The organism is Psychrobacter immobilis, assembly GCF_904846185.1.
Classification (GTDB): domain Bacteria; phylum Pseudomonadota; class Gammaproteobacteria; order Pseudomonadales; family Moraxellaceae; genus Psychrobacter; species Psychrobacter immobilis_B.
Map to the genome: position 1 here is coordinate 19,935 of NZ_CAJGZQ010000028.1, position 26,487 is coordinate 46,421.

The following is a 26,487-nucleotide window of genomic DNA, read 5'->3' on the forward strand; positions in this document are numbered from 1 at the left end:
GTGCGTGATAGCTTGATGTATTTAACAGTGATGTTGATATGATTGGTCTATAAGTGAGTAGATGAGTGCATGGCTGTTTACTGATACAATAGCAGTCAATATTCTAACAACTAAAATAATTGCTTATCTATATGGGAGTTAATATGAGCGCTGAAAACTCAGAAGTATCAAACAACGGTATCGTCATTATTGGTGCAGGTTTGGCAGGCTGGCATGTGATTGATGCCATTCGTGCGAAAGACAAAGACATTCCGATTACCTTAATTACTGCCGACAGTGGCGATCGTTATCACAAGCCAATGCTGACCATGGCGATTAGCCAAAAGAAAAGTGCGGCAGATTTGGTCAGAGCAACGGGCATTGATGCCGCAGAAGCTACAAATGTTAAGCTACTTGCCAACACGCAAGTGACGGATGTTGATACGACCACTCAACAGTTGCAGCTTATCTCTGCGCTGCGCTCAGATCCCGTTTATACCAATTACGCCACGATTGGCTATGATAAGCTGGTACTAGCGATGGGTGCGCATCCTATCTTCCCAAAAAGCTTGCCAGAGGAACTAGTGTGGCATGTCAATCATATTGAGCGCTTTGGACAGTTGCAAGAAAAGCTAGCAACTGGCAGTCAGCACGTCGCTATCGTTGGTGCAGGTATGGTCGGGACGGAGATTGCAGAAGACTTATTAAAAGCGGGTCATCAAGTGACACTCATTGATTTAAACGATGCACCACTATCACAAATGCTACCACCAAAAGCAACTTCTCGTATCGCCCAAGCGGTCAATTCGCAAGGGATTAACTTTTTGGGAGGTTATCAGGTATCTGCTATTACTCGTATCAGTGATGGAAAACTGCAGATCAGTTATGAGGCGCTAGCATCAGCGACAGACAGTAGTACTGCTGAGCCAATTGAACCGCTTATGGTCGATCATGTGATTGCCAGTACAGGTCTGACGGTCGATGACAAATTGCCTACCGCAGCTGGTGTCGATTTTGACCGTCGCACTGGGATCGTGGTTGATGCGCCGACCTTGCGTACCAGTACAGCCAATATTTATGCGATTGGTGACTGTATGTCTATCGATGGTGTACCGTGTCGTTACGTCGCACCGTTGCGTGCGCAGGCTGCTACCATTGCCGATGATGTATTGGGTCTAGATCATAATGGCTACGATCATAAGCCACCCATGATTCGCCTAAAAAACAAAGCAATCTCCGTCATGGTGACAGGCGTGCCAAAAGCGACTGGTAATTGGCAGGTCAAGATAGAAAGTGATGAAGAATTGGTCATGGACTTGCTAAATGATAGTGATGAAGTCAGCGCAACGGTAACGATTAAATCGCCTGTAGTGCCTAAAACATAATTGTAAAAGTATTATAAATCATAGCCAGTGTTGTCATCTTTATGCAGCACTGGCTTTTCTATATCTATAGTCAGAGAACTAGTAAACCGCTATGGTGTTACCCTCCCTAGAGGTACTATATTATGTACAATCAGCGGTCGGCTGCCTTGTAGCTGGTTTAGATTTCTTTGACTATATAACTTTTTATATCAATCATAATCGATACGTCCTGTATCAATATTATTGACAGGCTTTCATTTAAGAGGCTATATTGGTTAGGGCTTGATTTAGTTATAGTCTATAGTGACAAAGAATATTCAAGGAAGAATATGACATTTACCTTTGTAGTCTATTACCGCTCTGATAACAAACATTAAACAGCAAAACGAAAGGACTCGTGATGACTCAGATTACCGATTTTGACAGCATTATTAATGAAAGCACGCCTAATAACAGTATTCTCAATAATATCCCCAAAGTTAATGTAGGCGTGCGTTCAGCAAATGCGCCACTCACCAAAAGCCATGATAAAGGTATTGATGTGCCGCTGATTGAAGTGACAATCGGTGATTTTTTTGACGCCATTGTCAATAAATATCCTGAGCGTGAAGCTTTGGTTTCTCGCCATCAAAATACTCGTTGGACGTATCGCGAACTACAAGAGAAAGTTAATCAGTTAGCGAGTGCCATGATTGAAATGGGACTTGAGATTGGTGATCGCATCGGTATCTGGTCACACAATAATGCTGAATGGCTGCTGATGCAATTGGCAACCGCGAAAGTCGGCGTTATCCTCGTCAATATTAATCCTGCTTATCGTACCTTTGAGCTGCAATATGCACTGAATAAGCTGGGCTGTTCGGCATTGGTATTGATGCGTCATTTCAAAAGCAGCGACTATACACAAATGATTCGTGAGCTTTGTCCTGAGATTTATCATAAGAACTATCAGCAATTAGACTTGGTGGAGATTCCAACGATTGAGCGTATCATTTGGATTGATGACTCAGAAAGCGATGAGAATTTCAATTTTATGCAGAAATTCTCCGCTTGGATGGCAGAGGGTAATGCAAACGACCCTCGTTTAGCTGCGCGCCAAGCCCAGCTTAAGAATACCGATGCTATTAGTGTGCAGTTTACTAGTGGGACAACGGGTACACCAAAAGGCGCTACTTTAACGCATCGAAATATCTTGAATAATGGCTATTTCCTTGGCGAAGGTATGAGGCTGACAGAGGAAGATAGGCTATGCATTCCATTACCACTTTATCACTGCTTTGGGATGGTGGGCGGTAATCTCGCGATATTAACACATGGTGGCTGCGCGGTGTATCCCAACGATGGTTTTGATCCGCTCACCGTATTGCAAACGGTGGAAGAGGAAAAATGTACCGCTCTGCTTGGGGTACCGACGATGTTTATCGCAGAGCTGGATCATCCAGACTTCGACAGTTTTGACTTGACCAGCTTACGTACTGGTATTATGGGCGGCTCTAGTTGTCCCATCGAAGTCATGCGCCGCGTCATGGATAAAATGCACATGAGCGAGGTGACGATTGCTTATGGCATGACCGAGACCAGTCCAGCTTCTTGTCAAACCAGCTCGCAGACGCCACTCGAAAAAAGGGTCTCTACCGTAGGGATGGTGCTGCCCGCGCTTGAGGTCAAAATCGTCGACACTGAAACGGGTGATGTCGTCCCGATTGGAGAGACGGGCGAATTACTCACTTATGGCTACGCGGTGATGAAAGGCTATTGGGGCAGCCGCTTTAAAACACGCGCGGCGATTACTGATGGCTGGATGCATACGGGTGATTTGGCGGTAATGGACGAAGATGGCTACATCACTGTGGTGGGTCGTAGCAAGGACATGGTCATTCGCGGCGGCGAAAATATCTATCCAGTAGAAGTTGAGAACTATCTCTATCGTCATCCGAAGATTCGCGATGTACAAATCGTCGGAGTTCCTGATAAAAAGTACGGTGAGGTACTCGCGGCGTGGATTATTACAAAAGAGCCAAATAGCTTAAGCGAAGAAGAGGTAAGGCAGTTTTGTTGTGACCATATCGCTCATTATAAAGTGCCGACCTACTTTCGTTTCGTTGATGAATATCCAATGACCATCACTGGTAAAATTCAGAAATTCAAAATCGTTGAGCAAATGATAGAAGAGTTGGGTCTGGAGTGATTTGAGACTATTAATCACTGGAAAAGCCAGCTTTTTTCTATGTGTGATAAGGCTGGATTTTTTGATTTAAGTCATTCAAGAAATTCGTCACTTAATCATGACTGATGAATTTATCTTATATTATCATTTTAAATGATACATATTGTATTACTATTATTGACAGTCTTCGATTTAAGACGGTATAGTAGCTAACGCTAGTTAATACCTGTTCAAGGAAGAATGAATCGGTGATAGGCGACTAATAAGCACCATAAAAAGTAAAACGAAAGGACTCGTTATGACGCAAGCTTCTGATTTTGATGCGACTAAAATTGATTTTGATACTATTCTAAATAGCATTCCTAGTATTAATATGGGCGCACGCTCAGCAAATGCACCGCTTACCCAGAGCTATGATAAAGGTCCTGATGTGCCGCTGATTGAAGCGACTATCGGTGACTTTTTTGATGCGATTGTATCCAAATATCCAGAGCGCGAAGCTTTGGTTTCTCGCCATCAAAATATCCGCTGGACCTACCGAGAACTCCAACAGCAAGTCAATCAGCTGGCCAGTAGTATGATTGAAATGGGGCTGGAAATCGGTGATCGCATTGGTATCTGGTCGCATAACAATGCTGAATGGCTGCTGATGCAATTAGCGACGGCAAAAGTCGGTGTCATTCTGGTCAATATCAACCCTGCCTATCGTACCTTTGAGCTGCAATATGCCTTGAATAAATTGGGCTGCTCGGCGCTTGTGCTCATGCGTCATTTTAAAACCAGCGATTACGCCAGTCTCATCAGTGAACTGTGTCCTGAGATTTATCACAAAGACTATACCCAGCTTGATTTGGTCGAAATTCCGACGATTGAACGTATCATTTGGATTGATGAGCCAGCATCTGAGGAAACCTTTGGCTTTATGCAGAAGTTCTCTGCATGGATGGCGGAAGGCGATGCCAACGATCCTCGTGTTGCCGAGCGTCAAGCCCAGCTCAAAAATAAGGATGCCATTAATGTACAGTTCACCAGTGGCACGACTGGTACGCCAAAAGGTGCAACATTAAGCCATCGTAATATTCTTAACAACGGTTACTTCATCGGTGAGGCTATGAATCTCACAGAAGAGGATAAACTGTGTATTCCGGTGCCACTCTACCATTGCTTTGGTATGGTGCTTGGTAATTTAGCGATTCTCACGCATGGCGGTTGTATTGTCTATCCGAACGATGGCTTTGAGCCACTGACGGTATTACAAGCGGTGGAAGAAGAGAAGTGTACGGGTCTGCATGGTGTGCCAACGATGTTTATCGCTGAGCTTGACCATCCGGAGTTTAAAAACTTCGATTTATCGACTTTGCGTACTGGCATCATGGCAGGCTCTAGTTGCCCGATTGAAGTCATGCGCCGCGTCATTGATAAGATGCACATGAGTGAAGTCACCATTGCGTATGGCATGACAGAGACCAGTCCCGTATCTTGTCAGACCAATGAACATACGCCGCTTGATAAGCAAGTATCGACCGTTGGTTTAGTGCAGCCTGCGCTTGAAGTCAAAGTCGTCAATACGGAAACAGGTGAGACTGTTGCATTGGGCGAGACAGGCGAACTACTCACACGCGGTTATTCAGTGATGAAAGGCTATTGGGGAAGTCGCTTCAAAACCCGCGCGGCTATCCAAGATGGTTGGATGCATACGGGTGATTTGGCAACGATGGATGAAGATGGTTATGTCAAAATTGTCGGTCGTAGTAAAGACATGGTGATTCGTGGTGGAGAGAATATCTATCCTGTCGAAATCGAAAACTATCTCTATCGTCATCCGAAGATTCGAGATGTGCAAATCGTCGGTATTCCTGATAAAAAGTATGGTGAAGTACTCGCGGCGTGGATTATTCCTAAAGAAGCAGATAGCTTGACGGAAGAGGAAGTTCGCCAGTTCTGTAGCGAGCATATCGCTCATTATAAAGTGCCGACTTATTATCGTTTCGTGACCGAATATCCAATGACTATTACTGGAAAAATTCAGAAATATAAAATCATCGAGCAGATGAAAGAAGAGCTGGGTTTATAGAAATTTAACCACTCTTATCTGTTATTTTATGAATAAGATATATAAGTAAAAGCTAAAATAAAGCAGAGAATAAAAAAGCCACTTGCATTTACGCATTAAAGAAAAGGGATATCATGAGCGCTATCATAACCAGTAAACTGAGTCCAAACGCCGCTGAATTTCAGCAAAATAGTGCCGCAATGCAAGCGGTGGTCGATGACTTATATGGTCACTTACGTAAAGTCGTGCAAGGTGGTTCAGAGCGTGCCCGTGCCAAGCATTTAGCCCGTGGCAAACTCTTGCCTCGTGAGCGTGTCGAGCGTTTGCTGGATGTGGGTACGCCATTTTTAGAAGTGGCACCGATGGCCGCGCATGATATGTATGGCGAAGAGATTCCGGCGGCTGGCGTGATTGCAGGTATTGGCCGTATCAATGGCATCGAGTGTATGATTGTCTGTAATGATGCCACGGTAAAAGGCGGCACGTACTACCCAATGACGGTCAAAAAGCATCTACGAGCACAAGAGATTGCGCAAGAAAACCATCTGCCATGTGTGTATCTGGTTGATTCAGGTGGTGCCAATTTACCGAACCAAGACGATGTGTTCCCGGATAAAGAACATTTCGGCCGTATCTTCTTTAACCAAGCCAATCTGAGTGCGGCAGGTATTCCACAGATTGCTGTGGTTATGGGCAGCTGTACGGCTGGCGGTGCTTATGTGCCTGCCATGAGCGATGAATCTATTATCGTCAAAGAACAAGGCACTATCTTTTTAGGTGGTCCACCACTGGTTAAAGCAGCGACGGGTGAAGAGGTCACGGCAGAAGATTTAGGTGGCGGCGATGTACATACCCGACTTTCGGGCGTGGTCGATCATCTAGCGCAGAATGATACGCACGCGTTATCGATTGCGCGTAATATCGTCAGTCACCTAAATCGCCCTGCGAAAAATATTCCTAATCAAATCACAGCGCGTCCGCCACGTTATGATGCTAAAGAATTGTACGGCGTGATTCCAACGGACAAGCGCAAGCCATTTGATATCAGAGAAATCATTGCACGTATCGTTGATGACAGTGCCTTTGATGAGTTTAAAGCACGCTTTGGTACGACGCTGGTCTGTGGATTTGCTCATATCGAAGGGATGCCTGTTGGTATTATTGCCAATAACGGTATCTTGTTCAGTGAGTCAGCGCAAAAAGGTACTCACTTCATCGAGCTGTGCTGTAAGCGCAAAATTCCATTAGTGTTCCTGCAGAACATTACTGGCTTTATGGTGGGTCGTAAATACGAGAACGAAGGGATCGCTCGTCATGGCGCCAAAATGGTAATGGCAGTGGCCAATGCAAAAGTGCCAAAGTTCACGGTTATCGTCGGTGGCTCGTTCGGAGCTGGTAACTACGGTATGTGCGGTCGTGCTTATAGCCCGCGTTTCTTATGGATGTGGCCAAATGCCCGTATCTCTGTCATGGGCGGCGAGCAAGCTGCATCAGTACTGGCAACGGTCAAGCGTGATAATTTTGATCGCAAAGGTGAAGCGTGGAGCGATGAGGACGAAGCGGCATTTAAAGCACCGATTCGTGAAATGTACGAAGAGCAAGGTCATCCGTATTATGCTACCGCACGCATGTGGGATGACGGCGTAATTGATCCTGCCGATACCCGTAATGTATTGGCTTTAGGACTAAGCGCTGCATATAATGCACCGATTGAAGAGACGACATTTGGGGTCTTTAGAATGTAAGACTTCTAAGGTCTTCTCATAGTAAGCGACTACGGCGTTAACCTTATTTAAAGTATGATTGGTACATCTACGCTTAGTCTTTGTACTTGGTTTCCTTGTATTAACATTATTATGGATTGACCAAGAGTTTGTTTGAGTATTTACATAAAAAATATAGAGAAAGTTATGCAAAAAGATAGTGATAAAAATTATAAAAGCCTACTGGTTAATGTTGAACAGCACGTGGCTACGGTGACATTAAACCGCCCTGAAATACGTAATGCCTTTAACGATGAAATGATAGCCGAGCTAACCGATGCATTCAATACGCTTGGTGCTGATGATGAAGTACGTGTCATTGTGCTAGCAGCAGCTGGCAAGGCGTTTTGTGCAGGCGCTGACCTCAATTGGATGCGTGCCATGGCGGATTATAGCTATGAAGAGAATCTAGCGGATGCTGATAAATTGGCGCAAATGCTTAAAAATATTTACGAGTGTCCGAAGCCAACAGTTGCGGCTATTCAAGGTGATGTTTATGCAGGTGGCATGGGTTTAGTGGCTGTTTGCGATGTGGCCATCGCTGTCAAAATTGCTAACTTCTGCCTAAGTGAAGTGCGTTTGGGCTTAGCCCCTGCGACTATCAGCCCTTATGTCATCAGAGCACTGGGTGCTAGAGCATCACAGCGCTACTTCTTAAGTGCTGAAGTATTTGATGCCAAAAAGGCACGGCAGCTTGGCTTTATCCATGAGCGGGTTAGCGAAGAGTGGCTGGCTGATGAAGTAGCTGCATTCTGTAGCAAAATCGTCAAAAATAGCCCTGATGCAGTCAAAACTTGCAAGCAGCTATTACACGATGTCGCTGGTGCGCCCATCACTGATGAGCTGATTGCTGATACGGTAAAAGGCATCGCTGATATCCGCTCATCAGAGCAAGGTAAAGAGGGCGTGCAAGCATTTTTGCAAAAACGTAAGCCCAATTGGTTGACGGCAGATTAATAATGCACAAGAGACAAATGTGTAAATAGACAAGACCTCAAATAAAAACGATAACACACAGGGATAGTTATGTTTTCTAAAATTCTAATTGCCAACCGTGGTGAAATTGCCTGCCGAGTAGCCGCGACTGCCAAGCGTCTGGGTGTTAGCACCGTCGCTGTTTACTCTGATGCGGATCGTGAAGCCAAGCATGTGGCTGTCTGTGATGAAGCGATCTATTTGGGCGGTTCGGCACCAAAAGACAGCTATCTAAAAGGTGATGCGATTATCGCGATAGCGCTTGAAACTGGTGCACAAGCGATTCATCCGGGTTATGGTTTTTTGAGCGAAAATGCTGATTTTGCGCAAGCCTGTCAGGATGCAGGACTGGTATTTATTGGACCTTCAGCCGACGCTATCCGCGCCATGGGTGGTAAGTCTGAATCCAAACGGTTGATGGAGATAGCTGGTGTGCCACTGATACCCGGCTATCATGGTGACAATCAAGATGCAGAATTTTTGCAGCAGCAAGCAGATAATATTGGCTATCCAGTATTGATTAAAGCCAGTGCAGGTGGCGGCGGTAAAGGCATGCGTATCGTTGAAAAAAGCAGCGACTTTATTGACCTGTTAGACTCATGTCGCCGTGAAGCCATTACCAGTTTTGGTGATGATAAAGTGTTGGTTGAAAAATACGCATTAAAACCGCGCCATATCGAAATCCAAGTATTTGGTGATACACATGGCAACTATGTGCATTTATTTGAGCGTGATTGTTCCGTACAGCGCCGTCATCAAAAAGTATTAGAAGAAGCGCCTGCACCGGGTGTTGATATTGCGATGCGTGAGGCAATGGGGACAGCGGCTATCGAAGCGGCTCGTGCAGTCGATTATGTCGGCGCAGGCACAGTCGAATTCATCGTTGAGCAGCGTGAAGACGCTATGAATTTTTATTTCATGGAGATGAATACGCGGTTGCAGGTTGAGCATCCAGTCAGTGAAGCGATTACCGGTGTCGATTTGGTTGAGTGGCAGCTGTTGGTCGCGGCAGGCGAACCATTACCAAAAACCCAAGACGATCTGACTATCAACGGTCATGCTATTGAGGCGCGTATCTGTGCCGAAAACCCTGACAATAGCTTCTTGCCCGCGACCGGTACGTTGTTTACGTATCAAAAACCTGAACACAGCACCTTTATAATTGATAAAAATGGTACCGGCGTGCGTATCGATGATGGCGTGCGCGAAGGTGATGTAATTAGCCCATTTTATGACTCTATGATTGCCAAGCTCATCGTTCATGCGCCAACGCGAGAGCAAGCCTTAGCCAAGCTCGATCGAGCACTTGCTCAAACACGTATCGTAGGTTTACCGAATAATGCTGCATTTTTACGCTATATTTTAAATACAGAATCTTTTAGCAAAGCCAATCTCGATACGGCATTGATTGAGCACGAGCGTGATGCGATTTTTAATCAGCAGCCTTTAGCCTTATCGACGCTGGTTGTGACTGCCATTACTCAGCAGCTTGCGAGTGAAGCGACCACGCAGGGCTCAGATCCGTTTAGTAAGCCAACGGGTTTCCGTGCTTATAGCGATTATACTCGCTCATTTAGCTTGGTTTATGATGAGAGTACTTATACTGCCCGCATGAGCAACTGGCACAATGCAAGTTTTTCTGATAGTAAAAAAGGCGTTGAGAACCTCAGTAGCTTTACGCTCGTTATTGAAAAAGAAATCGCTAACACGCAGGATAATAGCAATATTAACGTAGCTGCTCAGACCGAAACAGTTTATGAAGGTCAAGTGAGCTATGTTAGCAGTGACGAAAATAATCATACGTTATGGTTGGATGGTGCCCGTATCAATGCTCAAAGCTGGTTGAATAACGAGATGGTCTATGTGTTCACTGATAGTGGACGTGATGAGATTACGCTTGTTGATATTATGGCACATGTGGGTGAAGAGTCCGCAGCGGTCGGTAGTTTAAAATCACCGATGCCAGGTCAAGTAGTTGCCTTTAAAGTGGCGGTTGGCGATACTGTGAAAAAAGGCGAGCCATTAGCAGTCATCGAAGCCATGAAAATTGAGCATACCATTACTGCGCCGACGGATGGTGTGGTGGCAGAATTGCTATTTGCAGCAGGTGATTTGGTCGCTGATGGTGACGAATTATTACGCATTGATACTGGCGAAAATCCTGAGAGCGAATAGCTGACATAGCCTCAATAACAGGTAAGTAATAAAAAGGACGACAAGCATGAGCCATTCGTATCCAGACCATACATATCCAAGCCATGTCAGAATCGTTGATGTCAGTCCTCGTGATGGACTACAAAACGAATCAATGACGGTACCGACCGATGTTAAGCAAACGCTTATCAACGATTTGATTGCAGCAGGTGTCAAAAAGCTGGAAGTTACTAGCTTTGTCTCGCCAAAGTGGGTGCCACAAATGGGCGATAACAGCGCACTACTTGATGCGCTAGCGCCGACACGGCATGCGGACATTTGCTACTCAGTCCTAGTACCCAACATGCGTGGCTTTGAAAATGCCATTTTGCACCGTCCTGATGAAATCGTTATTTTTGGCTCAGCCAGTGAGACTTTTAGTCAAAAAAATATCAATTGTAGTATCGATGAGAGCATTGAGCGTTTTGCACCAGTAGCAGCGGCTGCAAAGGCACAGGGCATCAAAGTACGGGGTGTGATTTCTTGTACGGTTGGTTGTCCTTATGAAGGCGAGATTGACCCTAGCCAAGTAGCGTATGTGACCAAGCGTCTGATAGAGATTGGTGCTGAGCAGATTGGCATTGCCGATACGATTGGTGTTGGTACACCGCTCAAGGTACAACGAGCGTTACAAGCCGCATTAGAATATGCTGATATCTCTATGCTATCAGGTCATTTTCATGACACTTATGGTCAAGCATTGAGCAATACGCTAGCCGCACTGCAAATGGGTGTCAGTGAGTTTGATACTTCCGTCGCTGGTCTTGGCGGTTGCCCTTATGCTAAAGGCGCAACAGGTAATGTCGCGACTGAAGATGTGGTATATATGCTACACGGCATGGGTATCAGCACAGGTATTAATTTGGATAAATTGGTCGTGGCAGGCGAGCGTATCAGTGCGTTCTTAAAGCGTCCAAATGGCTCAAACGTGGCACGTGCCATCATCAATAAACGCCAGTCTTAAATTTTGGCTTTAAAAAACAAATTAGAACTTAAACGTTAAAAATATCAGAATATCAAAACACAAGGAATAGTTATGAGTTTACCTGGATTGAGTTTTCAACTTGGCGAAGATATTGATGCATTACGCGATATGGTACAGCAGTTTGCAACCAATGAAATCGCCCCACGTGCTGCCGAGATTGATAGCAGCGATGAATTCCCAATGGATCTATGGCAAAAGATGGGTGACATCGGTCTACATGGTATTACCGTACCTGAAGAGTACGGCGGCTCTAACATGGGCTACGTCGCACACATGGTCGCGATGGAAGAGATTAGCCGCGCTTCGGCATCGGTCGCGCTAAGCTATGGTGCGCACTCAAACCTATGTATCAACCAAATCAAACGCAATGGCTCTGAGGCACAAAAACAAAAGTATTTGCCAAAGCTGGTCAGCGGTGAGTTCATCGGTGCATTGGCAATGAGTGAGACAGGCGCTGGCTCAGACGTCGTCAGTATGAAACTCAAAGCTGAAGAAAAAGATGGAAGTTATGTGCTAAACGGTAGCAAAATGTGGATCACCAATGGCCCTGATGCGGATGTGATGGTGGTCTATGCCAAGACCAATCCAGAGCTAGGCGCGAAAGGCATGACGGCCTTTATCGTTGAAAAAGGCATGGAAGGTTTTGGCACGGCACAAAAGCTGGATAAACTTGGCATGCGTGGTAGCCATACGGGTGAGATGACCTTTAACAATGTGACCGTACCAAGCGAAAATATCTTGGGGGGTCTCAATGAAGGCGTTAAGGTATTGATGAGCGGCCTAGATTATGAGCGTGCCGTATTGGCTGCGGGTCCTATCGGTATCATGCAAGCGGTGATGGACAATGTCGTGCCTTATATTCATGATCGTAAGCAGTTTGGTCAAGCCATCGGTGAGTTCCAGCTTATCCAAGGTAAAGTCGCAGACATGTATACGATATTGCAAGCAGGTCGCAGCTTTTTATATACCGTTGGGAAAAATCTCGATATGTTGGACGCGCGCGGTGCTGGTCATAGTCGCGAAGTACGTAAAGATTGTGCTAGTGTGATTTTATGGTGTGCCGAAAAAGCCACTTGGATGGCAGGCGAGGGCATTCAAATATTTGGCGGTAACGGCTATACCAATGAGTATCCACTTGGTCGCTACTGGCGCGATGCCAAGCTGTATGAAATTGGTGCGGGCACTAGTGAGATTCGTCGTATGCTTATCGGTCGTGAGCTGTTTAATGAGACTAAATAACGTTAACACAGGTTAGATTGATCAACAAGGCTTTGGGCTGTGCGAGGTAACGGCTAGAAAAGAATAAACAATTGTTCTGAGATGCGGTTTTATTTTTTGATTAACAATAATCGATTAATAAAGCTGACCCTTAGCCTTTTTTATCCACCATATTTATCAGATACTGCTTATGATGCCGACTACTACTACCGCGCTTAAAAGACACTTAAAAATACGCCTTCGATTAACTATCATTTCTGCGCTGACAAAGGCGATGCTAGTACTGAGTATATTTTCGGCACACATTGCAAATGCTGAAATAGCAGACTTATCACCAGCGCAACCTGTCATCCAGTTTGCGACTTCTGATGCGAAGTGGTTACGTCAGCCAAGTTTTAACAATCGCCACATTCGTGCTTTAGGGGGTTATTGCGATCCGGAAGAACCTTGCAAAAAGAAGCGTGTTCAAATGGAATTCTTATTAAGGGTAAATCAAGAAGGCAAAGTCGCCAATATTACCGTATTAAAGAGTAGCGGCTCTGATAGAATTGATAGTGGATTTGAAAAAGAACTACGTCGTTCTCTTTTTAAACCATTTAGAAAAGATAGTAAGACAGTAGTAGGTAATGTCACCATCCCAATAGTCTTTGAGTATTAATAAAGCTTAAACAATAATAAAAAAGCAGTACGCCTCACACGTACTGCTTTTTTTATTTTCAAGGTAAAAGCATTTATTGAGTATTACGACTGCTTGGTATGATCAAAATATCGTGCCAGACCGTTCAACAATAAATCATCACGCAAGCGTACTGGACGGTTGACGTGCTGCGAGATAATAGATGCATCACCACCCGTCATGATAACTTCAAAGTTGGGATGGCGATGGCTAATCTCATTGATGGCACCGACGATTGATAATAGTATGCCGCGATGTACCGCATCTTGTGTGGTCATGCCTTGACCCACACTATCAAAGGTGCCATTGGATATGGTGATTTGCTTAGTGCCTGAAAATAGTGATTCACGTTGCAGATAAATACTGGGGAAAATATAACCGCCCAAATGCTCAGCATGATCAATCAAGTCAATGGTCACTGCTGTGCCACAGCCAATCACGCATTGACGTTTTTTCTTATCTACGGCGCCCAGCATCTGTAGCCAACGATCACAGCCGAGCTGTTCGTCATTATAAGCACTCTTCATCAAAGCATGCGCGGCATCGACATGGACAAACTCAAACGGAATATTCAGACGACCTAACGTCTCTGACACTTTAACATTCAAATCGTCGCCCAGCACCGATGAGATACCAATGAAATCAGGCGCATAACGCTCGAAGCGATCGGTCAAACCCATCAGTAGTTCGGCAGGCGCTTGCAAATGTTGCTTGGCATCATGCGCGACTATTTGTCCGATATCATCGGTGAGCCAGTATTTTAGGCGGGTGTTGCCAAGATCTAACCAGAGCATAAAAATCCCTTTATATCGTGCCCATTGGGTCTTTGATTTAAGCCTTATCAATAACGTCGATGCGTCCGGTAAAAAGCGCAGAAATCTTACCGCTATCTTGACGCAATTGCAAACATCCATGTGTATCAAGACCACAAGCATAACCTGTGATGCTATCTGTTTTACCGTTATGCTCTTGAGTAACGTGCAAGCGTAATCCTGCCAGTGCATCCATCGACTCAAACTGTTTTAAAAAGCTGTCCAAATTATAGCTTTGACCAGTGGGCTTTTCTAATCCTAGATGCTCAAAGCGTGTCATCGCGGCTAGCAGGGCTTTACTCATTTGTTGGTAAAGTATTTTTAGGCTTGGTAGGCTCACAATATCTGTCTCTGGTTTTAGCCTCTCATAAATATCCTGTAGGCTAATCGCCTGATAACTCATGCCTTCAGAGGTTTGCGCCGTCAGTTTGGGAGTGGCTTGGACATTAAGTCCTACGCCCATCACCACGCCGACCAATTTGCCCGTTTGGGTAACAGGTTCTATCAAAATTCCCGCAAGTTTATTAAAGGGTAGGGTCTGTGCTGCCAGTTTAGGCTCATTTGACACTGAGTCAGATGGCAGTTGATAAAAGCCCAAATCATTTGCCCATTTTACCCCAATTGGCGTCAATCCTTGCGCGCGTAATTGCTCATTTAATATTTGAATAACGGGCATTTTTGCCAGTTCAACGCCGATAATCAGCGACAGTAAACCGCTAATCGGCAGATGAACAGGATGATATAACGACAGATAGACATTGCCGCGCGGTGATTGCCATGAGCGCCCGTGCTGTCCACGACCAGCGCTTTGGGTTTCAGCGGTCAGTAGATGCATCTGCGCAGCATTTAACGTCCCATGTTGTACATCTGTTATCAGCTCGCTATTGGTAGAGGCACTGCTGACAAGGTGGCGATGGTTCAGCTGTGGTAAATGATGAAGCTCTAATGAGTCGTCAGAAAAATTGGAAAATGGCGGCATAAGTTTCGTCGATGTGGTTAATATAGCGTGGATAATCTTTGTTATACTGGGCGATTGTCATGAGATTGTCACGATTAGACAGTATCAAATAAACAGCATAAAGGTCGGATTATGATTTAGCAAATGCGATAGGTAAGTGATTATAAAACTAAAGAATTTTTATAAAAATAAGTGTGATAAAAGGCTGATTCGATGATGTTATATGTGTGGTTTGTGATTGCAGGGGCATTTGCGGGCGTCAGTGCCGGTTTATTTGGCGTTGGCGGCGGCATGATTATCGTACCAGCATTGGTATGGATTTTTACTGCTTATGATTTTTCGCCAGAAGTGGTGACCCATTTGGCGATTGGTACGTCACTGGCGACCATCGTTGTGACCTCGATCAGCTCAATGACTGCGCACAATAAGCGTGGCGGCGTGCGTTGGGAAGTGTGGCGCAAAATGGCACTCGGCTTGGTCATCGGTAGTTTGGTCGGTGCTGGTATTGCCGATATGATTGACGGTAAAGTATTGCAAGCCATCATCGGTGTCGGCGCGTTATTGGTTGCTTTAAAAATGCTGTTTTTGTCCAATAAAGAGCAGCTGGGTAAACCGCTACCGTCAACTGGCGTACAGTTCGGCGCGGGTACAGGGATTGGCATGGCGTCGTCTATTTTTGGTATTGGCGGTGGCAGCTTAACTGTGCCGTTTTTGAATTGGGCAGGGTTACCGATGAAGCAGTCGGTCGGCACGTCTGCCGCTTGTGGATTGCCGATTGCATTGGCAGGCGCAGCAGGGTTTGCATGGTTCGGGCAAGATGTGGTCAATCTGCCTGAGGGCACGATAGGTTTTGTGCATATCACGGGTTTTTTATGTATTTCCGTCGCTAGCTTTGCGATGGCAAAAGTCGGTGCCAAGCTTGCGCACCAGTTGCCTGCGCTAACGCTTAAGCGTGCCTTTGGCGTGCTACTTCTATTTGCTGGTGGGCAGCTGTTGTTAAGTGGGCTTGGGGTGATTTAGTTTTGGTTCAGTAAAGTAGTTATTAATCAATAAATTGAGGGTTTAAAATGGCTATTGTTGAGTTATTTCATAAAAGACAGAAAAGGCTACGGGACGAATATCTTGATGTTTATCAATACGATGAATTGCCGGATAAATTAAAAGTCCAAATGGTTCACTTATGGGATGAAACAATAAAAGCGGACTATTCAGGCGGTGGTTGGAATCCTAGCAGCTTAAATCGTGAACATTTGAAAAAATGCTACAAGAGTCTATGCAAAGAAATAGGTGTATTTAAACTAAATGAAGAAGATAGCGATAATGAAATTTATATCACCTACTTTGAAAGTATTTCTAACTATTTTTTAAGTGAAGACAATACTGAACAAGCTCTAAGTGTTATAGAGTTGATGATGCAAACTATTTCAAGCTTCGCTAGAGAATATAGGTATAAAGTTTCTATAAACGTTGATGAATCTATCAATGAATTGAACCAACGTTTTCGTGAGCATGGCGTAGGTTATCAATACGAGAATGGTCAAATTATTAGAGTCGATTCTGAGTTTATTCATGCTGAAGCAGTTAAGCCAGCTTTACAGTTACTAAGTAATCCAATATATAAAGGTGCACAAGAAGAATTTTTAAAGGCTCACGAACATTATCGTCATGGTCGTTACGATTCAGCACTAACAGATTGTCTTAAAGCTTTTGAAAGTACCATGAAAATCATAATCCACAAGAGAAGTTGGGTATGTGATAAAAATGCAGCTTCAAAGAAGCTTATTGATTGTTGCTTAGCTAATGAATTGATACCAAAGTTCTGGACAGATCAATTTAATTCATTAAGCAATATACTTACTTCGAGTATAGGTACACCTCGAAACAAATTGAGTGGTCATGGTAAAGGTAATGATGACATAGAAGTTCCTGAACACCTTATTCAGTATGTGCTACACATGACAGCCTCTACCATTGTATTTTTAATCAAAGCAGATGAAAGCTTGAAATGATTATTTCCTATCAATCGCATCCAGCCCCAAACGCATCCATTTTCTTGCTAGCTCATCATGGTCGCTGAGCATACTCCATAGCGCATCTTCACTAAAGATAGAGTATTCATCACCTGAATGTTCAATTGGCAGATCCGTTTCACGATCTGTCATCCATTGCGGATTGAGATAATAATCTTTCAACTCATTTTGCAATGCTTCAGCTTGCAAAAACTGCTGCTGCGCTTCGAGTTGCTGGCGATGCAGTTTGCACCATTGCTCGTATTTTTGCTGTAGTTCTTGCGGATTATAGTTAGGCATTTTTATACTCTTATTTTTTGATACTTAGACGAATGATTATTATTTTCAGCCCTATTATAGCATCCTTCACAAACCCTAAAAATCCGTCACAATTTCAGGTAGAATAGCCGCCTGTTTTCGCCATATTTACTGATCCTTCATGCGCCTAAAATCTCTCAAGCTGGCAGGCTTTAAATCCTTTGCCAATCCTACGACTTTTACCTTTCGTCATGGTATCACCGCCATTGTCGGGCCGAACGGCTGTGGCAAATCTAACGTCATTGATGCCATTCGTTGGGTGCTGGGTGAAACCTCTGCCAAGCAGCTGCGTGGCGGCGCGATGAGTGATGTCATCTTTGCTGGCACGCAAGATAAATCCGCCAAAAGTGTCGCCAGTGTTGAGCTGACCTTTGAGCATACGCAAGATGAGCAGACTGGTATTCGCCATGAATTTAATCTGTATCAAGAACTGTCCGTTCGTCGTCAGGTAAATAAGGAAGGTCGCTCAGATTACTTTATCAATGGTACGCGTTGCCGTCGTCGTGATGTGGTCGATGTATTCTTGGGTACGGGACTTGGCGCACGTAGCTATGCTGTGATTGAGCAAGGCATGATTGGGCGTATCGTTGAGTCTAGCCCGATGCAGCTGCGTGAGTTTATCGAAGAGGCGGCAGGGGTCTCGCGCTATCAAGCACGCCGTGAAGAAACGCAAAAGAAGCTCGGGAAAACTAAAGATAATTTGGCACGCCTGCATGATATGCAAAGCGAGCTGGTCAGCCAACAAAAGCGTCTGTCTAAGCAAGCCGCCAGTGCTGAGCGCTACGAGGAGCTGGCATTAGCGCTTGCTGATATCAAGCAGCAGCTTGCCATTCAACAGCTCTATCAAGCCAAGCATACTCAGCAGCAGCAAAAAATAGCGCATGAGCGCAGCGCCACTGAAGTATCAACTTTACAAGCCAACTATGACAACCTAAAAGCCAAGCAAGATAAGCTTGCTGCTCATATCAATCAAGAGCAGTGGCTCAAAGACGATGCTCAAAGCAGCCATTATCAGCATCAATTAAGCTATCAACAAGCAGAGCATCAATTAGGTGATGCTAAATCACAATTAAACGCTATCGAGCAGCAACTCACGAGCTTAGAGCAGCAGAGTCAGCAAGCAGTCGATGAGATAAATCGTCTAAAGGCTGAGCAAGCCGAGCAGCAGACTGTGCTAGAAGGATTGCGTCCGAAGCTTATTGAATTAACGAATAAACGTGAAGCGCATAAACGCAACGAGCAACCATTACAGCGCGCCTACCATGACGCGCAAAATCAGCTATCACGCTTGCAAGATAATGCGCGCATGCTAGAACAACAGCAAGCCATTAATAACCAAGCACAAAAACGTTATCAGCAAAACCATGAAAAATGGCAGCGCCGTCAGCAAAATTGGCAGCATTTATGGCAGCAATTACAGCAGTCGCTATCACCAGTTGCAAGTGCTGGTTTGCAAAATAATTCTGATACGAATCATTTGCAGCAGAGGTTAGCGGTGCAAGTTGCTGAGCTAAACAAACAATTGCAGCAGATTGAACGCCAACAAGACAGCGTCGATGAGCGACTGTCTGAGCTACAACCGCAAGCGCAGGATTTACAACAGCAATTACACACGCAGCAGCGCGAGTTAAGCGAGAATGAGAAGCGCCACGCCGTATTGGCGGGTGAGTACGATACCCTGCATCAAATATTGAATCCTAAGCCGAAAGCAAAATCTCAACAGCTTACTAATGCAAAAACTGCTGATGTTAAAAGTGATTTAGAAAATGAAATAGCTAGCGACTATAGCCAATTGACCATTACCACCTTGCGTGACCAGATTGAGTTAAGCGCGAAAGGTCAGCAGCATGCAGAGCTACTTGATAGTGTGTTGGCATTGTGGCTAGATAGCCATGTGCTGGTTTCTAACCAAACTTATCAACCAAATATTGATAACGTGAGCGATGACTCTGAGAAAGTGAATAGCTTATGGCAGGTGCTTGAGCATGAGTTAAAAGATTTATTTGTTTATCAAAATGCGCAAACCAATACAGTGGACAAGCCATCAATCAAAATAGAAACGGGTCATAGTTTGTGGCTACCTGCTCAGACAAATGATACAGATTCAACGCCATTTACCAGTGTCTTGCCAGAGAACTTAATTGATAAAGTACTGCCTTTATCACAGCTGATTAGCGCACCGAACTTAGCGCTTTGGCGGCAGTGCTATTTATATATTGCACAGCCTGAGACAGATAATAAGCAAACGTTAGAAGCGCTTGCTGAGATTTTAAAAGCATTGCCATCGTCAGCTATTTTACTCACGACTGACGGCTGGCTTATCAGTCGCCAGGGTACGATTAATCTAAGTAAATTTGCTGGTGCGCAAGATGGAAAAAATGGTAGCAATAACAGCAACAGTCAATTTTTAACTCAGCGTTTACAGCAGCGCAGCCGTTTACAAGCGTTAGAAGACTTGCTCGATGAGTTTGAGAACAAAATAGAAGCGCAGAAAAAAGCGATTACAAAAGACCAGCGTGACTATGATGCATTGATAGTCAGCTTAGAAGAAACCCGAGCACAAGCTGAGCAATTAACTCGTGATAAGCATCAATATCAGCAAAAGCTCACTACCGAGCGCGCCAACGCTGAACGTTTGCAAGCGGACAGCCAACGCCTCAATGCTGATAAAGCAGCCCTTGAGCAAGAGCAACAGGAGCTGATGCAAGAACAACAATCGCTCAATCATGAGCAGCAAGATATCCAAAGCAAAATAGCAGCGCTAACGCCACAAATCGCCGATGCTCGTGCGGCAACTCAGCAATTACAAGCGGAGCGCAGTGAGCTAAGTCGTACCCGTCAAGCAGATGATGACGCTTGGCAAGCCTTGCAACTTCGTATTCAACAAAATGAGATGCGTTTAGAACACAGCACTAGCAGTCTTACTCGGGCAAGTGCGCAATTTGATAAGTCACTACAAAGCGAGCAAAATCTAAAGACGCGTCATGAGCAGCAGCAAAATACATTGCCAGAACTGCAAGCATTACTACAAACAGCACAGAACGCGCGCGATGAGCAGCAGGCTGTATTAACAGGGCGAGAAACTGCATTAACGGTGCTCAAGCAAGAATACAATCAGCAGCAGGTTGAGCTAGATACCTTGCAAAACACACTGCAAACCCAGCAAAATGCGCTTGCCAATCACTCGACCGAGCTGGCACTAAGCGCTGCAAAATTAGAGGATGCTAGTAGCCATACGCAAGAAGCGCTAGATGCTTATTATAAGGTGAGTCATAAATATAAAGCACAATCAGACATAGCGCAGCACCCACAGCATCAGCAACAAGTGATGAGCGTTTCAAACTTATTAGCAGATTTTATTGCGCATGATCGCCGTGTGCGCCCAGATAAAATTGCTGAACTTGAGTCAGAGCGTACCAAACTTGAGCAGCAGCTAAGTAAAATTGGCGCGGTCAATCTCGCTGCCGTGGCAGAGTTGGCAGAGGTTAATGAGCGCCTACAACCACTCGCGCAGCAGACCGCCGATATTGCTGCGAGTATGCAGACGTTAACGGAGGCTATTGCTTCGATTGATGAGACCACCAAGACGCTATTTATGCAGACGCTCGATGCCGTCAATATTGAGCTTGCCAATTTATTTGCCAAAGTGTTTGGTGGCGGGCAAGCCAGTTTAACGCTCAATACGGATGATATGCCCGTTAATGCGCCAAAATCAGAACAGTGGCGGGCAGGGCTAACCTTGATGGCACAGCCAAAAGGCAAACGTAATAGCCGCCTCGCTGTACTTTCAGGTGGTGAAAAGACGCTTACTGCATTGAGTTTGATTTTTGCGATATTTAAGCAGCATCCCGCGCCATTTTGCGTACTGGATGAGGTCGATGCGCCGCTTGATGACGCGAACATCGTCCGCTTTACCAGTCTCATTCATGAATTAGCAGACGATTTACAGTTTATCTTTATCAGCCATAATAAATTGACGATGCAGATTGCCGATGAGTTAAAAGGCGTGACCATGCCAAGCGCGGGCATTTCTACCTTGGTCAGCGTCTCACTCGATGAGGCGTCACGTTACCTTTCTGAATAAGAGCAGCGCTAAATGGCAAAAATAATTGATAACTGGTAGCAGTTGTCAGTGGTATAGTTAGAAATGATGTGACAATATTACAACGTCACGCAAGTGTGTCAGCCTCACGGTAAACGATGACTATATGGTGACGATATTCATTAGCCATGCTAGACTATTGCCATTTATTCCCTCTTATGTATTCCCTTTTGTCATATATTAGGATGTATCTCTTATGACCGCTATTCAGTTTATATTGATTGCCATTGCCGCATTTATCATGCTTGCAGGGCTATTTATGGTCATTCGTAGCTTTAAGCGCCGCAGCAATGCTGAAGCGGTAGCGGTCAATTATGATAAAAACGGTATTCCTATCATACCGCGCCATGAACGCAATATCGTCGATCAGCCAGACTTGGATGATACAGCCGCTGGCGAAACAAGTATCGCCCCTGATCGCAGTTATCTAAATGCGGTAGTCGAAGACGAGCCTTTGACCCAATCTCATACCCATGTTGATACGCAGCTGACAGCTGGGCATGCGGATGTTAATGACAGCGATACTGAAGCCGATACTGGCACAATAGATGATGCTGACTATGTGCGCTGGCAAGCCGAGCAGCAGCGTGCTGACAATAGCGAGTTTGCAGAAGCCGCTGAGCAGATGCATATCGAGCAAGAGCAGGATGCGTTTTCAAGCTTGATGTCCGCAACTGACAGCTTGATGCCCTCTATTGATACCGCAGACGAGCCAAGCTTCGATAATAACAGTCCGATACTCGATCAGCATTTATCAGAGCCAGTGGATGAAGCGCAAAACGGTCCACTCATCAATGCCAAAGACAATATTAATATCACTATCTTGCCGCATCAATATCGCGACCGTCCAGCCGCAATTATCCGTGGTCGTGACTTATTGGCATTAATTGATAAGTATGGTCTGCGCTATGGCGCGATGAATATGTTCCATCGCTATGAGCAAAAAGACGGTACGGGTATGCTCTGGTTTAGCATGATGGGCATCACCGATAGTGGTATCGCGCCTTTTGATCCGCATAGCGTGGCGACCAATACTTATAATGGCGTGGTAGTATTCTTATCGCTGCCGCATCCACAAGCGCTGCGTAGCTTCGATAGTATGATGAGTATTGCTTACATGATGGCAAGTGATTTGGATGCCATTATGCTCGATGAAGAGAACGAACCAATCACCCCTGAATACAAGCAGCAATTGCGTAACCAAGTTCGCGATTATGAAGGTTAGTTTTAATGTATGAATACAGGTTGATCAATAAAAGCTGATTCATATTAGCAGTATTAAAAAAGGTAAATAGCGCTTGACGTTATTTGCCTTTTTTAATGGGCTTTAGTTTCTGCAAAATGTTAGAGTCGGTTCAAGATAATTTAGATACAAGGAAGGTGAGTGAAAGTACTACACATAGTAGACTGAGCGAGCCTGACACAGTATCTAATTTATATAGGAACGACTATATCCGAGCATCCTACAAACTTGTTATCATATCGGCATCTTGAATTGTAAAGAAAAAGACGCCGACTATGACTGACCCTATCTCACCACTTACTTCCAAAGACATTAATAAAGACATCAATACTGCGAATCCTATAAAAAATGATGATGCTATCGTTACCCAGATGCGCACGTTTATCGATGCGCTTAAGCAGCACAATTATGCCTATTATGTGCTTGATAATCCCATTTTAGAAGACAGCGAATACGATCAGTTGCGCCGCTCTTTATTGGCGCTTGAAGAACAATATCCGGATTTGGTACAGCCAGACAGCCCAATTAACCAAGTTGGCGACATGCCGCTATCGGCTTTTACCCAAGTCACTCATGATATTCCCATGCTCTCGCTTGGCAATGTCTTTGATTATGATGAATTACATGGCTTTATGCGCCGCGTGAATGATCGCCTCAACGATGCACAGCAAAACCCTGAATATGAGATGGAGCTAAAGCTTGATGGCTTGGCGGTGTCACTCAAATACGCTTATGGTAAGTTTGTCCAAGCAGTGACACGCGGTGATGGACAAACGGGGGAGGACATCACCCAAAATGCCAAAACCATTCGCAATTTGCCACTTTGGCTCGTTGCTGCAAGTGAGATTCCGTTATTAGAAGTGCGCGGTGAAGTGCTGATGCCAAAAGCGGGCTTTGAGCGTTTGAATCGCCTTGCTGAAGAAAATGGCGACAAAACTTTTGCCAATCCACGCAATGCTGCTGCTGGAAGTTTACGTCAGCTTGACCCTGCCATTGCCGCCAGCCGTCCACTCGCATTTTACTGTTATTCAGTCAATCAAGGGTTATCTGAGCATATCAAAACCCAATCAGCAGCGCTCGCTTGGCTAAAGGACATCGGTTTTACCGTCAGTGCAGTCGAGGTGGTACAAAATCCACGCGAGGCTCAAGCCTATTATGAGTCAGTGAAGGAAACACGTGGCGAGCTGCCGTTTGAGATTGATGGCATGGTGATTAAGGTCAATAGCTTGGCGTTGCAGCAGCAGCTTGGCTTTTTATCACGTGAGCCACGCTGGGCGACTGCTTATAAATTTCCTGCCGAAACCGTCATGACACGCTTGCATGCTATCGAATGGCAAGTCGGACGCACTGGCGCGATTACGCCTGTTGGCAAATTAGAACCTGTGAAAGTCGGCGGCGTCACTGTCAGCAATGTCACCTTGCATAACTTTGGTGAGATTCAGCGATTGGATGTACGCGCAGGCGATATGGTCAGCGTCCACCGTGCAGGAGATGTGATTCCTAAAGTGACTCGCGTTTGGACAGACCAGCGTCCAGAAGGTTTAGAGCCTGTTAAATTACCATCGACTTGCCCAGTATGCGACTCGCCTGTGGTATTACCCAAAGATGAAGCATTGGCGCGTTGTACCGGTGGGTTGTTTTGTCCCGCACAGCAGGTTGAGGCGCTCATCCACTTTGTCTCGCGTCGGGCGATGGATATCGATGGCTTAGGCGCAAGTTGGTTGATTAGCTTTTTTGAGCATGGCTTGGTGAAGACAGTCGCTGATATCTATCAATTGCACAATCATCAAGACGAGCTGATTACGCTTGAGAAACTGGGCGAAAAATCGGTACAAAAAATTCTCAGTGCTATCGAAGCCAGTAAGCATACCACACTCGCACGCTTTATCTATGCGCTGGGTATTCGCGGTGTCGGTGAGACGACGGCGCAGAATTTGGCGCAGCAATTTGGCGACCTCGATAGCTTGATGGCTGCTGATATCGATAAGCTACTGCAAACGCCTGACGTCGGTGCGATCACCGCTGAACTCGCTTATAAATTCTTCCGCGCACCACACAATATCGAAGTTATCACGGCATTACGAGAAGCTGGCGTGCACTGGGATAAGGTTGAACAGGTAGCGTCAGAAGGTCTACCACTCGATGGGCAAACGTGGGTCATTACGGGCGCACTTGATAGCATGGCGCGTGATGAGGCCAAAGCGAAACTACAGGCGCTCGGTGCTAAAGTATCAGGAAGCATCTCAGCAAAAACCACGGCACTACTGGCAGGTGATAAGGCTGGCTCAAAAATGGCAAAGGCAGAAAAGTTAGGGGTTAAGATTGTGGGTGAGGATGAGTTTTTGGCGTTGATAGAATATTTATAGTAGTTAGAGTGAGAGTTTGGTGATGTAATTACTATACTCTCACTCTAATTTTAAAGTTTATATATAATAACTGCTAACTTCACATCAAATCTTTAACTAGTCTATTAAATTTAACGGACGGAGTATCTTGGTCTAATAAATATATTACGTCTCGATATTCATCACTTATTTTATATTGTTTCATAGTTGGTTTTTTTGGATCTCTGTAATTTTTTACTACACCTTTCTCTATAAGAGTAGAAAGTAAATTAACGGCGGATAGTTTTTTTCTAACTTGTGCTTGTTTTCTAGGGTAAAAATTGCCCCGTTCATAGAAAAGCTTAAATACCTTTATTAAGTCAGTTGAAATATCTTGTTTTTGATCTTTTTTATCTTCACGTGTCTGACTGATTAAATGTTGGATTTCTACTAAATCACAACTGGTGCTAAAAAGTTTTTCTGGAATATTCGTAGATATGCCGTCTCGTGGGTCAATATCTTTAAAATATGAATCATAAAATCTAGTTGAGTTATCAAAAGTACATTCCCAGAAATATTCATAATTAATAAAAATACAGTCTTTAAGTATTTTACCGCGGAAATCGAATGTTGGCTTGCTAGAAGAGTTTCCAAAAATATCAATTAGACATAAGCCTTGTATATATCCATTACTTTCGAATATTTTTTCAATGATATCAGTTCTAGTATGAATATTGGACTGGTTATTGCCCTTCTCTAAAAGAGTCAGTAGAAGAGTTACTATTGCGGAAATAAATAAATTCTTATCATTTAAGCTTTCATTGTTTATATTATCTATTAAATCTAAGCAAAAAATCACTAAGTCGTCGTCAAGCACTACTTTTTCTGCAATAGATTTAGCAAAGCTAGTATCAAATTTTAAATAACCACTAATAATTCTAAAGATGTTCTCTTCTATTTCAGGCAAATCTTTAGTATTGAATAATTCTGAAACTAAAAGAGATTTAAAGTATATATCGAAAACATCATATCGAAAATAAAAATTCTCATCCTTATATAAAATTAAGGGATGCCCTTTAATTTTATCTATATATGAATTATCAATTTCAATATCCATATTTTTATTCTTGAGTACTTGTTTAATATCGGTGATACTTATGCTGTTTTTCTTACTAGAAGCCATACTTATAAATAGTTTAATCTGATGATCCAGGCTTAAACTATAGTCAGTCTTTTATAAATAAGATACAATACTTTTAAAATAAGCGACACGGCAGAAGAATACATGACCTATTCAGCAGACTTTCGAGCGCAAGTGATCAAAAGTGTCCAAAACAAAGACATGAGT

The 26,487-nt window shown here is 44.3% G+C and carries 18 protein-coding genes; 14 read left to right on the forward strand and 4 right to left on the reverse strand.

What is annotated here, in order from left to right; genetic code table 11:
- Window positions 1-143: 143 nt before the first annotated feature.
- The 9 genes from JMW94_RS13020 to JMW94_RS13060 all read left to right on the forward strand — a co-directional run bounded on the left by JMW94_RS13020 (window position 144) and on the right by JMW94_RS13060 (window position 13,355).
- Window positions 144-1,364, forward strand: coding sequence for an FAD-dependent oxidoreductase (locus tag JMW94_RS13020; protein WP_227685528.1), 1,221 nt, complete (start codon window positions 144-146; stop codon window positions 1,362-1,364).
- A 379-nt stretch (window positions 1,365-1,743) separates the two neighbouring features.
- On the forward strand, window positions 1,744-3,531 hold the full coding sequence (locus tag JMW94_RS13025) for an AMP-binding protein (protein WP_201604692.1): 1,788 nt from the start codon (window positions 1,744-1,746) through the stop codon (window positions 3,529-3,531).
- A gap of 277 nt (window positions 3,532-3,808) precedes the next feature.
- Window positions 3,809-5,584: an AMP-binding protein gene (locus JMW94_RS13030; protein WP_201604693.1), complete on the forward strand. Its 1,776-nt coding sequence runs from the start codon at window positions 3,809-3,811 to the stop codon at window positions 5,582-5,584.
- A gap of 113 nt (window positions 5,585-5,697) precedes the next feature.
- A complete protein-coding gene (locus tag JMW94_RS13035) occupies window positions 5,698-7,308 on the forward strand; it encodes a carboxyl transferase domain-containing protein (RefSeq protein WP_201604694.1) in 1,611 nt (536 codons plus the stop codon).
- Window positions 7,309-7,473: 165 nt separating this feature from the next.
- Entirely contained in the window at window positions 7,474-8,283 is an 810-nt protein-coding gene (locus JMW94_RS13040) for an enoyl-CoA hydratase/isomerase family protein (protein ID WP_201604695.1), read from the forward strand.
- Window positions 8,284-8,352: 69 nt separating this feature from the next.
- On the forward strand, window positions 8,353-10,476 hold the full coding sequence (locus JMW94_RS13045) for an acetyl/propionyl/methylcrotonyl-CoA carboxylase subunit alpha (RefSeq protein ID WP_201604696.1): 2,124 nt from the start codon (window positions 8,353-8,355) through the stop codon (window positions 10,474-10,476).
- A 46-nt stretch (window positions 10,477-10,522) separates the two neighbouring features.
- On the forward strand, window positions 10,523-11,458 hold the full coding sequence (locus JMW94_RS13050; protein WP_201604697.1) for a hydroxymethylglutaryl-CoA lyase: 936 nt from the start codon (window positions 10,523-10,525) through the stop codon (window positions 11,456-11,458).
- A gap of 72 nt (window positions 11,459-11,530) precedes the next feature.
- The gene (locus JMW94_RS13055) at window positions 11,531-12,718 is read left to right on the forward strand and encodes an isovaleryl-CoA dehydrogenase (RefSeq protein WP_201604698.1); all 1,188 of its coding nucleotides are present in this window, start codon (window positions 11,531-11,533) and stop codon (window positions 12,716-12,718) included.
- 169 nt (window positions 12,719-12,887) lie between these two features.
- Window positions 12,888-13,355 (forward strand): energy transducer TonB, encoded by a 468-nt coding sequence (locus tag JMW94_RS13060; RefSeq protein WP_060490399.1) that lies wholly within the window; start codon window positions 12,888-12,890, stop codon window positions 13,353-13,355.
- 83 nt (window positions 13,356-13,438) lie between these two features.
- Here the strand turns inward: JMW94_RS13060 and JMW94_RS13065 are convergent, their stop codons facing one another.
- The gene (locus JMW94_RS13065) at window positions 13,439-14,167 is read right to left on the reverse strand and encodes a pantothenate kinase (RefSeq protein ID WP_055123442.1); all 729 of its coding nucleotides are present in this window, start codon (window positions 14,165-14,167) and stop codon (window positions 13,439-13,441) included.
- 37 nt (window positions 14,168-14,204) lie between these two features.
- Complete coding sequence (locus tag JMW94_RS13070) at window positions 14,205-15,164, reverse strand: biotin--[acetyl-CoA-carboxylase] ligase (protein WP_201604699.1); 960 nt, start codon at window positions 15,162-15,164, stop codon at window positions 14,205-14,207.
- 195 nt (window positions 15,165-15,359) lie between these two features.
- Here JMW94_RS13070 and JMW94_RS13075 point away from each other — a divergent pair, with 195 nt between their 5' ends.
- Entirely contained in the window at window positions 15,360-16,163 is an 804-nt protein-coding gene (locus tag JMW94_RS13075; protein ID WP_201604706.1) for a sulfite exporter TauE/SafE family protein, read from the forward strand.
- 47 nt (window positions 16,164-16,210) lie between these two features.
- The gene (locus JMW94_RS13080) at window positions 16,211-17,152 is read left to right on the forward strand and encodes an STM4504/CBY_0614 family protein (protein ID WP_201604700.1); all 942 of its coding nucleotides are present in this window, start codon (window positions 16,211-16,213) and stop codon (window positions 17,150-17,152) included.
- Here the strand turns inward: JMW94_RS13080 and JMW94_RS13085 are convergent, their stop codons facing one another.
- A complete protein-coding gene (locus tag JMW94_RS13085; protein ID WP_055123439.1) occupies window positions 17,153-17,452 on the reverse strand; it encodes a DUF4298 domain-containing protein in 300 nt (99 codons plus the stop codon).
- A gap of 139 nt (window positions 17,453-17,591) precedes the next feature.
- Here JMW94_RS13085 and JMW94_RS13090 point away from each other — a divergent pair, with 139 nt between their 5' ends.
- The 3 genes from JMW94_RS13090 to ligA all read left to right on the forward strand — a co-directional run bounded on the left by JMW94_RS13090 (window position 17,592) and on the right by ligA (window position 25,181).
- The gene (locus JMW94_RS13090; protein ID WP_201604701.1) at window positions 17,592-21,554 is read left to right on the forward strand and encodes an AAA family ATPase; all 3,963 of its coding nucleotides are present in this window, start codon (window positions 17,592-17,594) and stop codon (window positions 21,552-21,554) included.
- Between the two features lie 214 nt (window positions 21,555-21,768).
- Complete coding sequence (locus JMW94_RS13095) at window positions 21,769-22,797, forward strand: cell division protein ZipA C-terminal FtsZ-binding domain-containing protein (RefSeq protein WP_201604702.1); 1,029 nt, start codon at window positions 21,769-21,771, stop codon at window positions 22,795-22,797.
- A gap of 293 nt (window positions 22,798-23,090) precedes the next feature.
- The gene (gene ligA / locus JMW94_RS13100) at window positions 23,091-25,181 is read left to right on the forward strand and encodes an NAD-dependent DNA ligase LigA (protein WP_201604703.1); all 2,091 of its coding nucleotides are present in this window, start codon (window positions 23,091-23,093) and stop codon (window positions 25,179-25,181) included.
- Window positions 25,182-25,260: 79 nt separating this feature from the next.
- On the opposite strand, the gene JMW94_RS13105 is transcribed toward ligA, so the two are convergent.
- Window positions 25,261-26,256, reverse strand: a complete 996-nt coding sequence (locus tag JMW94_RS13105) for a hypothetical protein (protein ID WP_201604704.1) — start codon at window positions 26,254-26,256, stop codon at window positions 25,261-25,263.
- Window positions 26,257-26,487: the final 231 nt, after the last annotated feature.

Bases quoted from the DNA above. Each gene is read 5' to 3' on its own strand.
- JMW94_RS13080 (WP_201604700.1), top strand. From the start codon at position 16,211: ATGGCTATTGTTGAGTTATTTCATAAAAGACAGAAAAGGCTACGGGAC.
- JMW94_RS13060 (WP_060490399.1), top strand. From the start codon at position 12,888: ATGATGCCGACTACTACTACCGCGCTTAAAAGACACTTAAAAATACGC.
- JMW94_RS13075 (WP_201604706.1), top strand. From the start codon at position 15,360: ATGTTATATGTGTGGTTTGTGATTGCAGGGGCATTTGCGGGCGTCAGT.
- JMW94_RS13035 (WP_201604694.1), top strand. From the start codon at position 5,698: ATGAGCGCTATCATAACCAGTAAACTGAGTCCAAACGCCGCTGAATTT.
- ligA (WP_201604703.1), top strand. From the start codon at position 23,091: ATGACTGACCCTATCTCACCACTTACTTCCAAAGACATTAATAAAGAC.
- JMW94_RS13065 (WP_055123442.1), bottom strand. From the start codon at position 14,167: ATGCTCTGGTTAGATCTTGGCAACACCCGCCTAAAATACTGGCTCACC.
- JMW94_RS13105 (WP_201604704.1), bottom strand. From the start codon at position 26,256: ATGGATATTGAAATTGATAATTCATATATAGATAAAATTAAAGGGCAT.
- JMW94_RS13085 (WP_055123439.1), bottom strand. From the start codon at position 17,452: ATGCCTAACTATAATCCGCAAGAACTACAGCAAAAATACGAGCAATGG.
- JMW94_RS13040 (WP_201604695.1), top strand. From the start codon at position 7,474: ATGCAAAAAGATAGTGATAAAAATTATAAAAGCCTACTGGTTAATGTT.
- JMW94_RS13050 (WP_201604697.1), top strand. From the start codon at position 10,523: ATGAGCCATTCGTATCCAGACCATACATATCCAAGCCATGTCAGAATC.
- JMW94_RS13020 (WP_227685528.1), top strand. From the start codon at position 144: ATGAGCGCTGAAAACTCAGAAGTATCAAACAACGGTATCGTCATTATT.
- JMW94_RS13025 (WP_201604692.1), top strand. From the start codon at position 1,744: ATGACTCAGATTACCGATTTTGACAGCATTATTAATGAAAGCACGCCT.
- JMW94_RS13070 (WP_201604699.1), bottom strand. From the start codon at position 15,164: ATGCCGCCATTTTCCAATTTTTCTGACGACTCATTAGAGCTTCATCAT.
- JMW94_RS13055 (WP_201604698.1), top strand. From the start codon at position 11,531: ATGAGTTTACCTGGATTGAGTTTTCAACTTGGCGAAGATATTGATGCA.
- JMW94_RS13095 (WP_201604702.1), top strand. From the start codon at position 21,769: ATGACCGCTATTCAGTTTATATTGATTGCCATTGCCGCATTTATCATG.
- JMW94_RS13045 (WP_201604696.1), top strand. From the start codon at position 8,353: ATGTTTTCTAAAATTCTAATTGCCAACCGTGGTGAAATTGCCTGCCGA.
- JMW94_RS13030 (WP_201604693.1), top strand. From the start codon at position 3,809: ATGACGCAAGCTTCTGATTTTGATGCGACTAAAATTGATTTTGATACT.
- JMW94_RS13090 (WP_201604701.1), top strand. From the start codon at position 17,592: ATGCGCCTAAAATCTCTCAAGCTGGCAGGCTTTAAATCCTTTGCCAAT.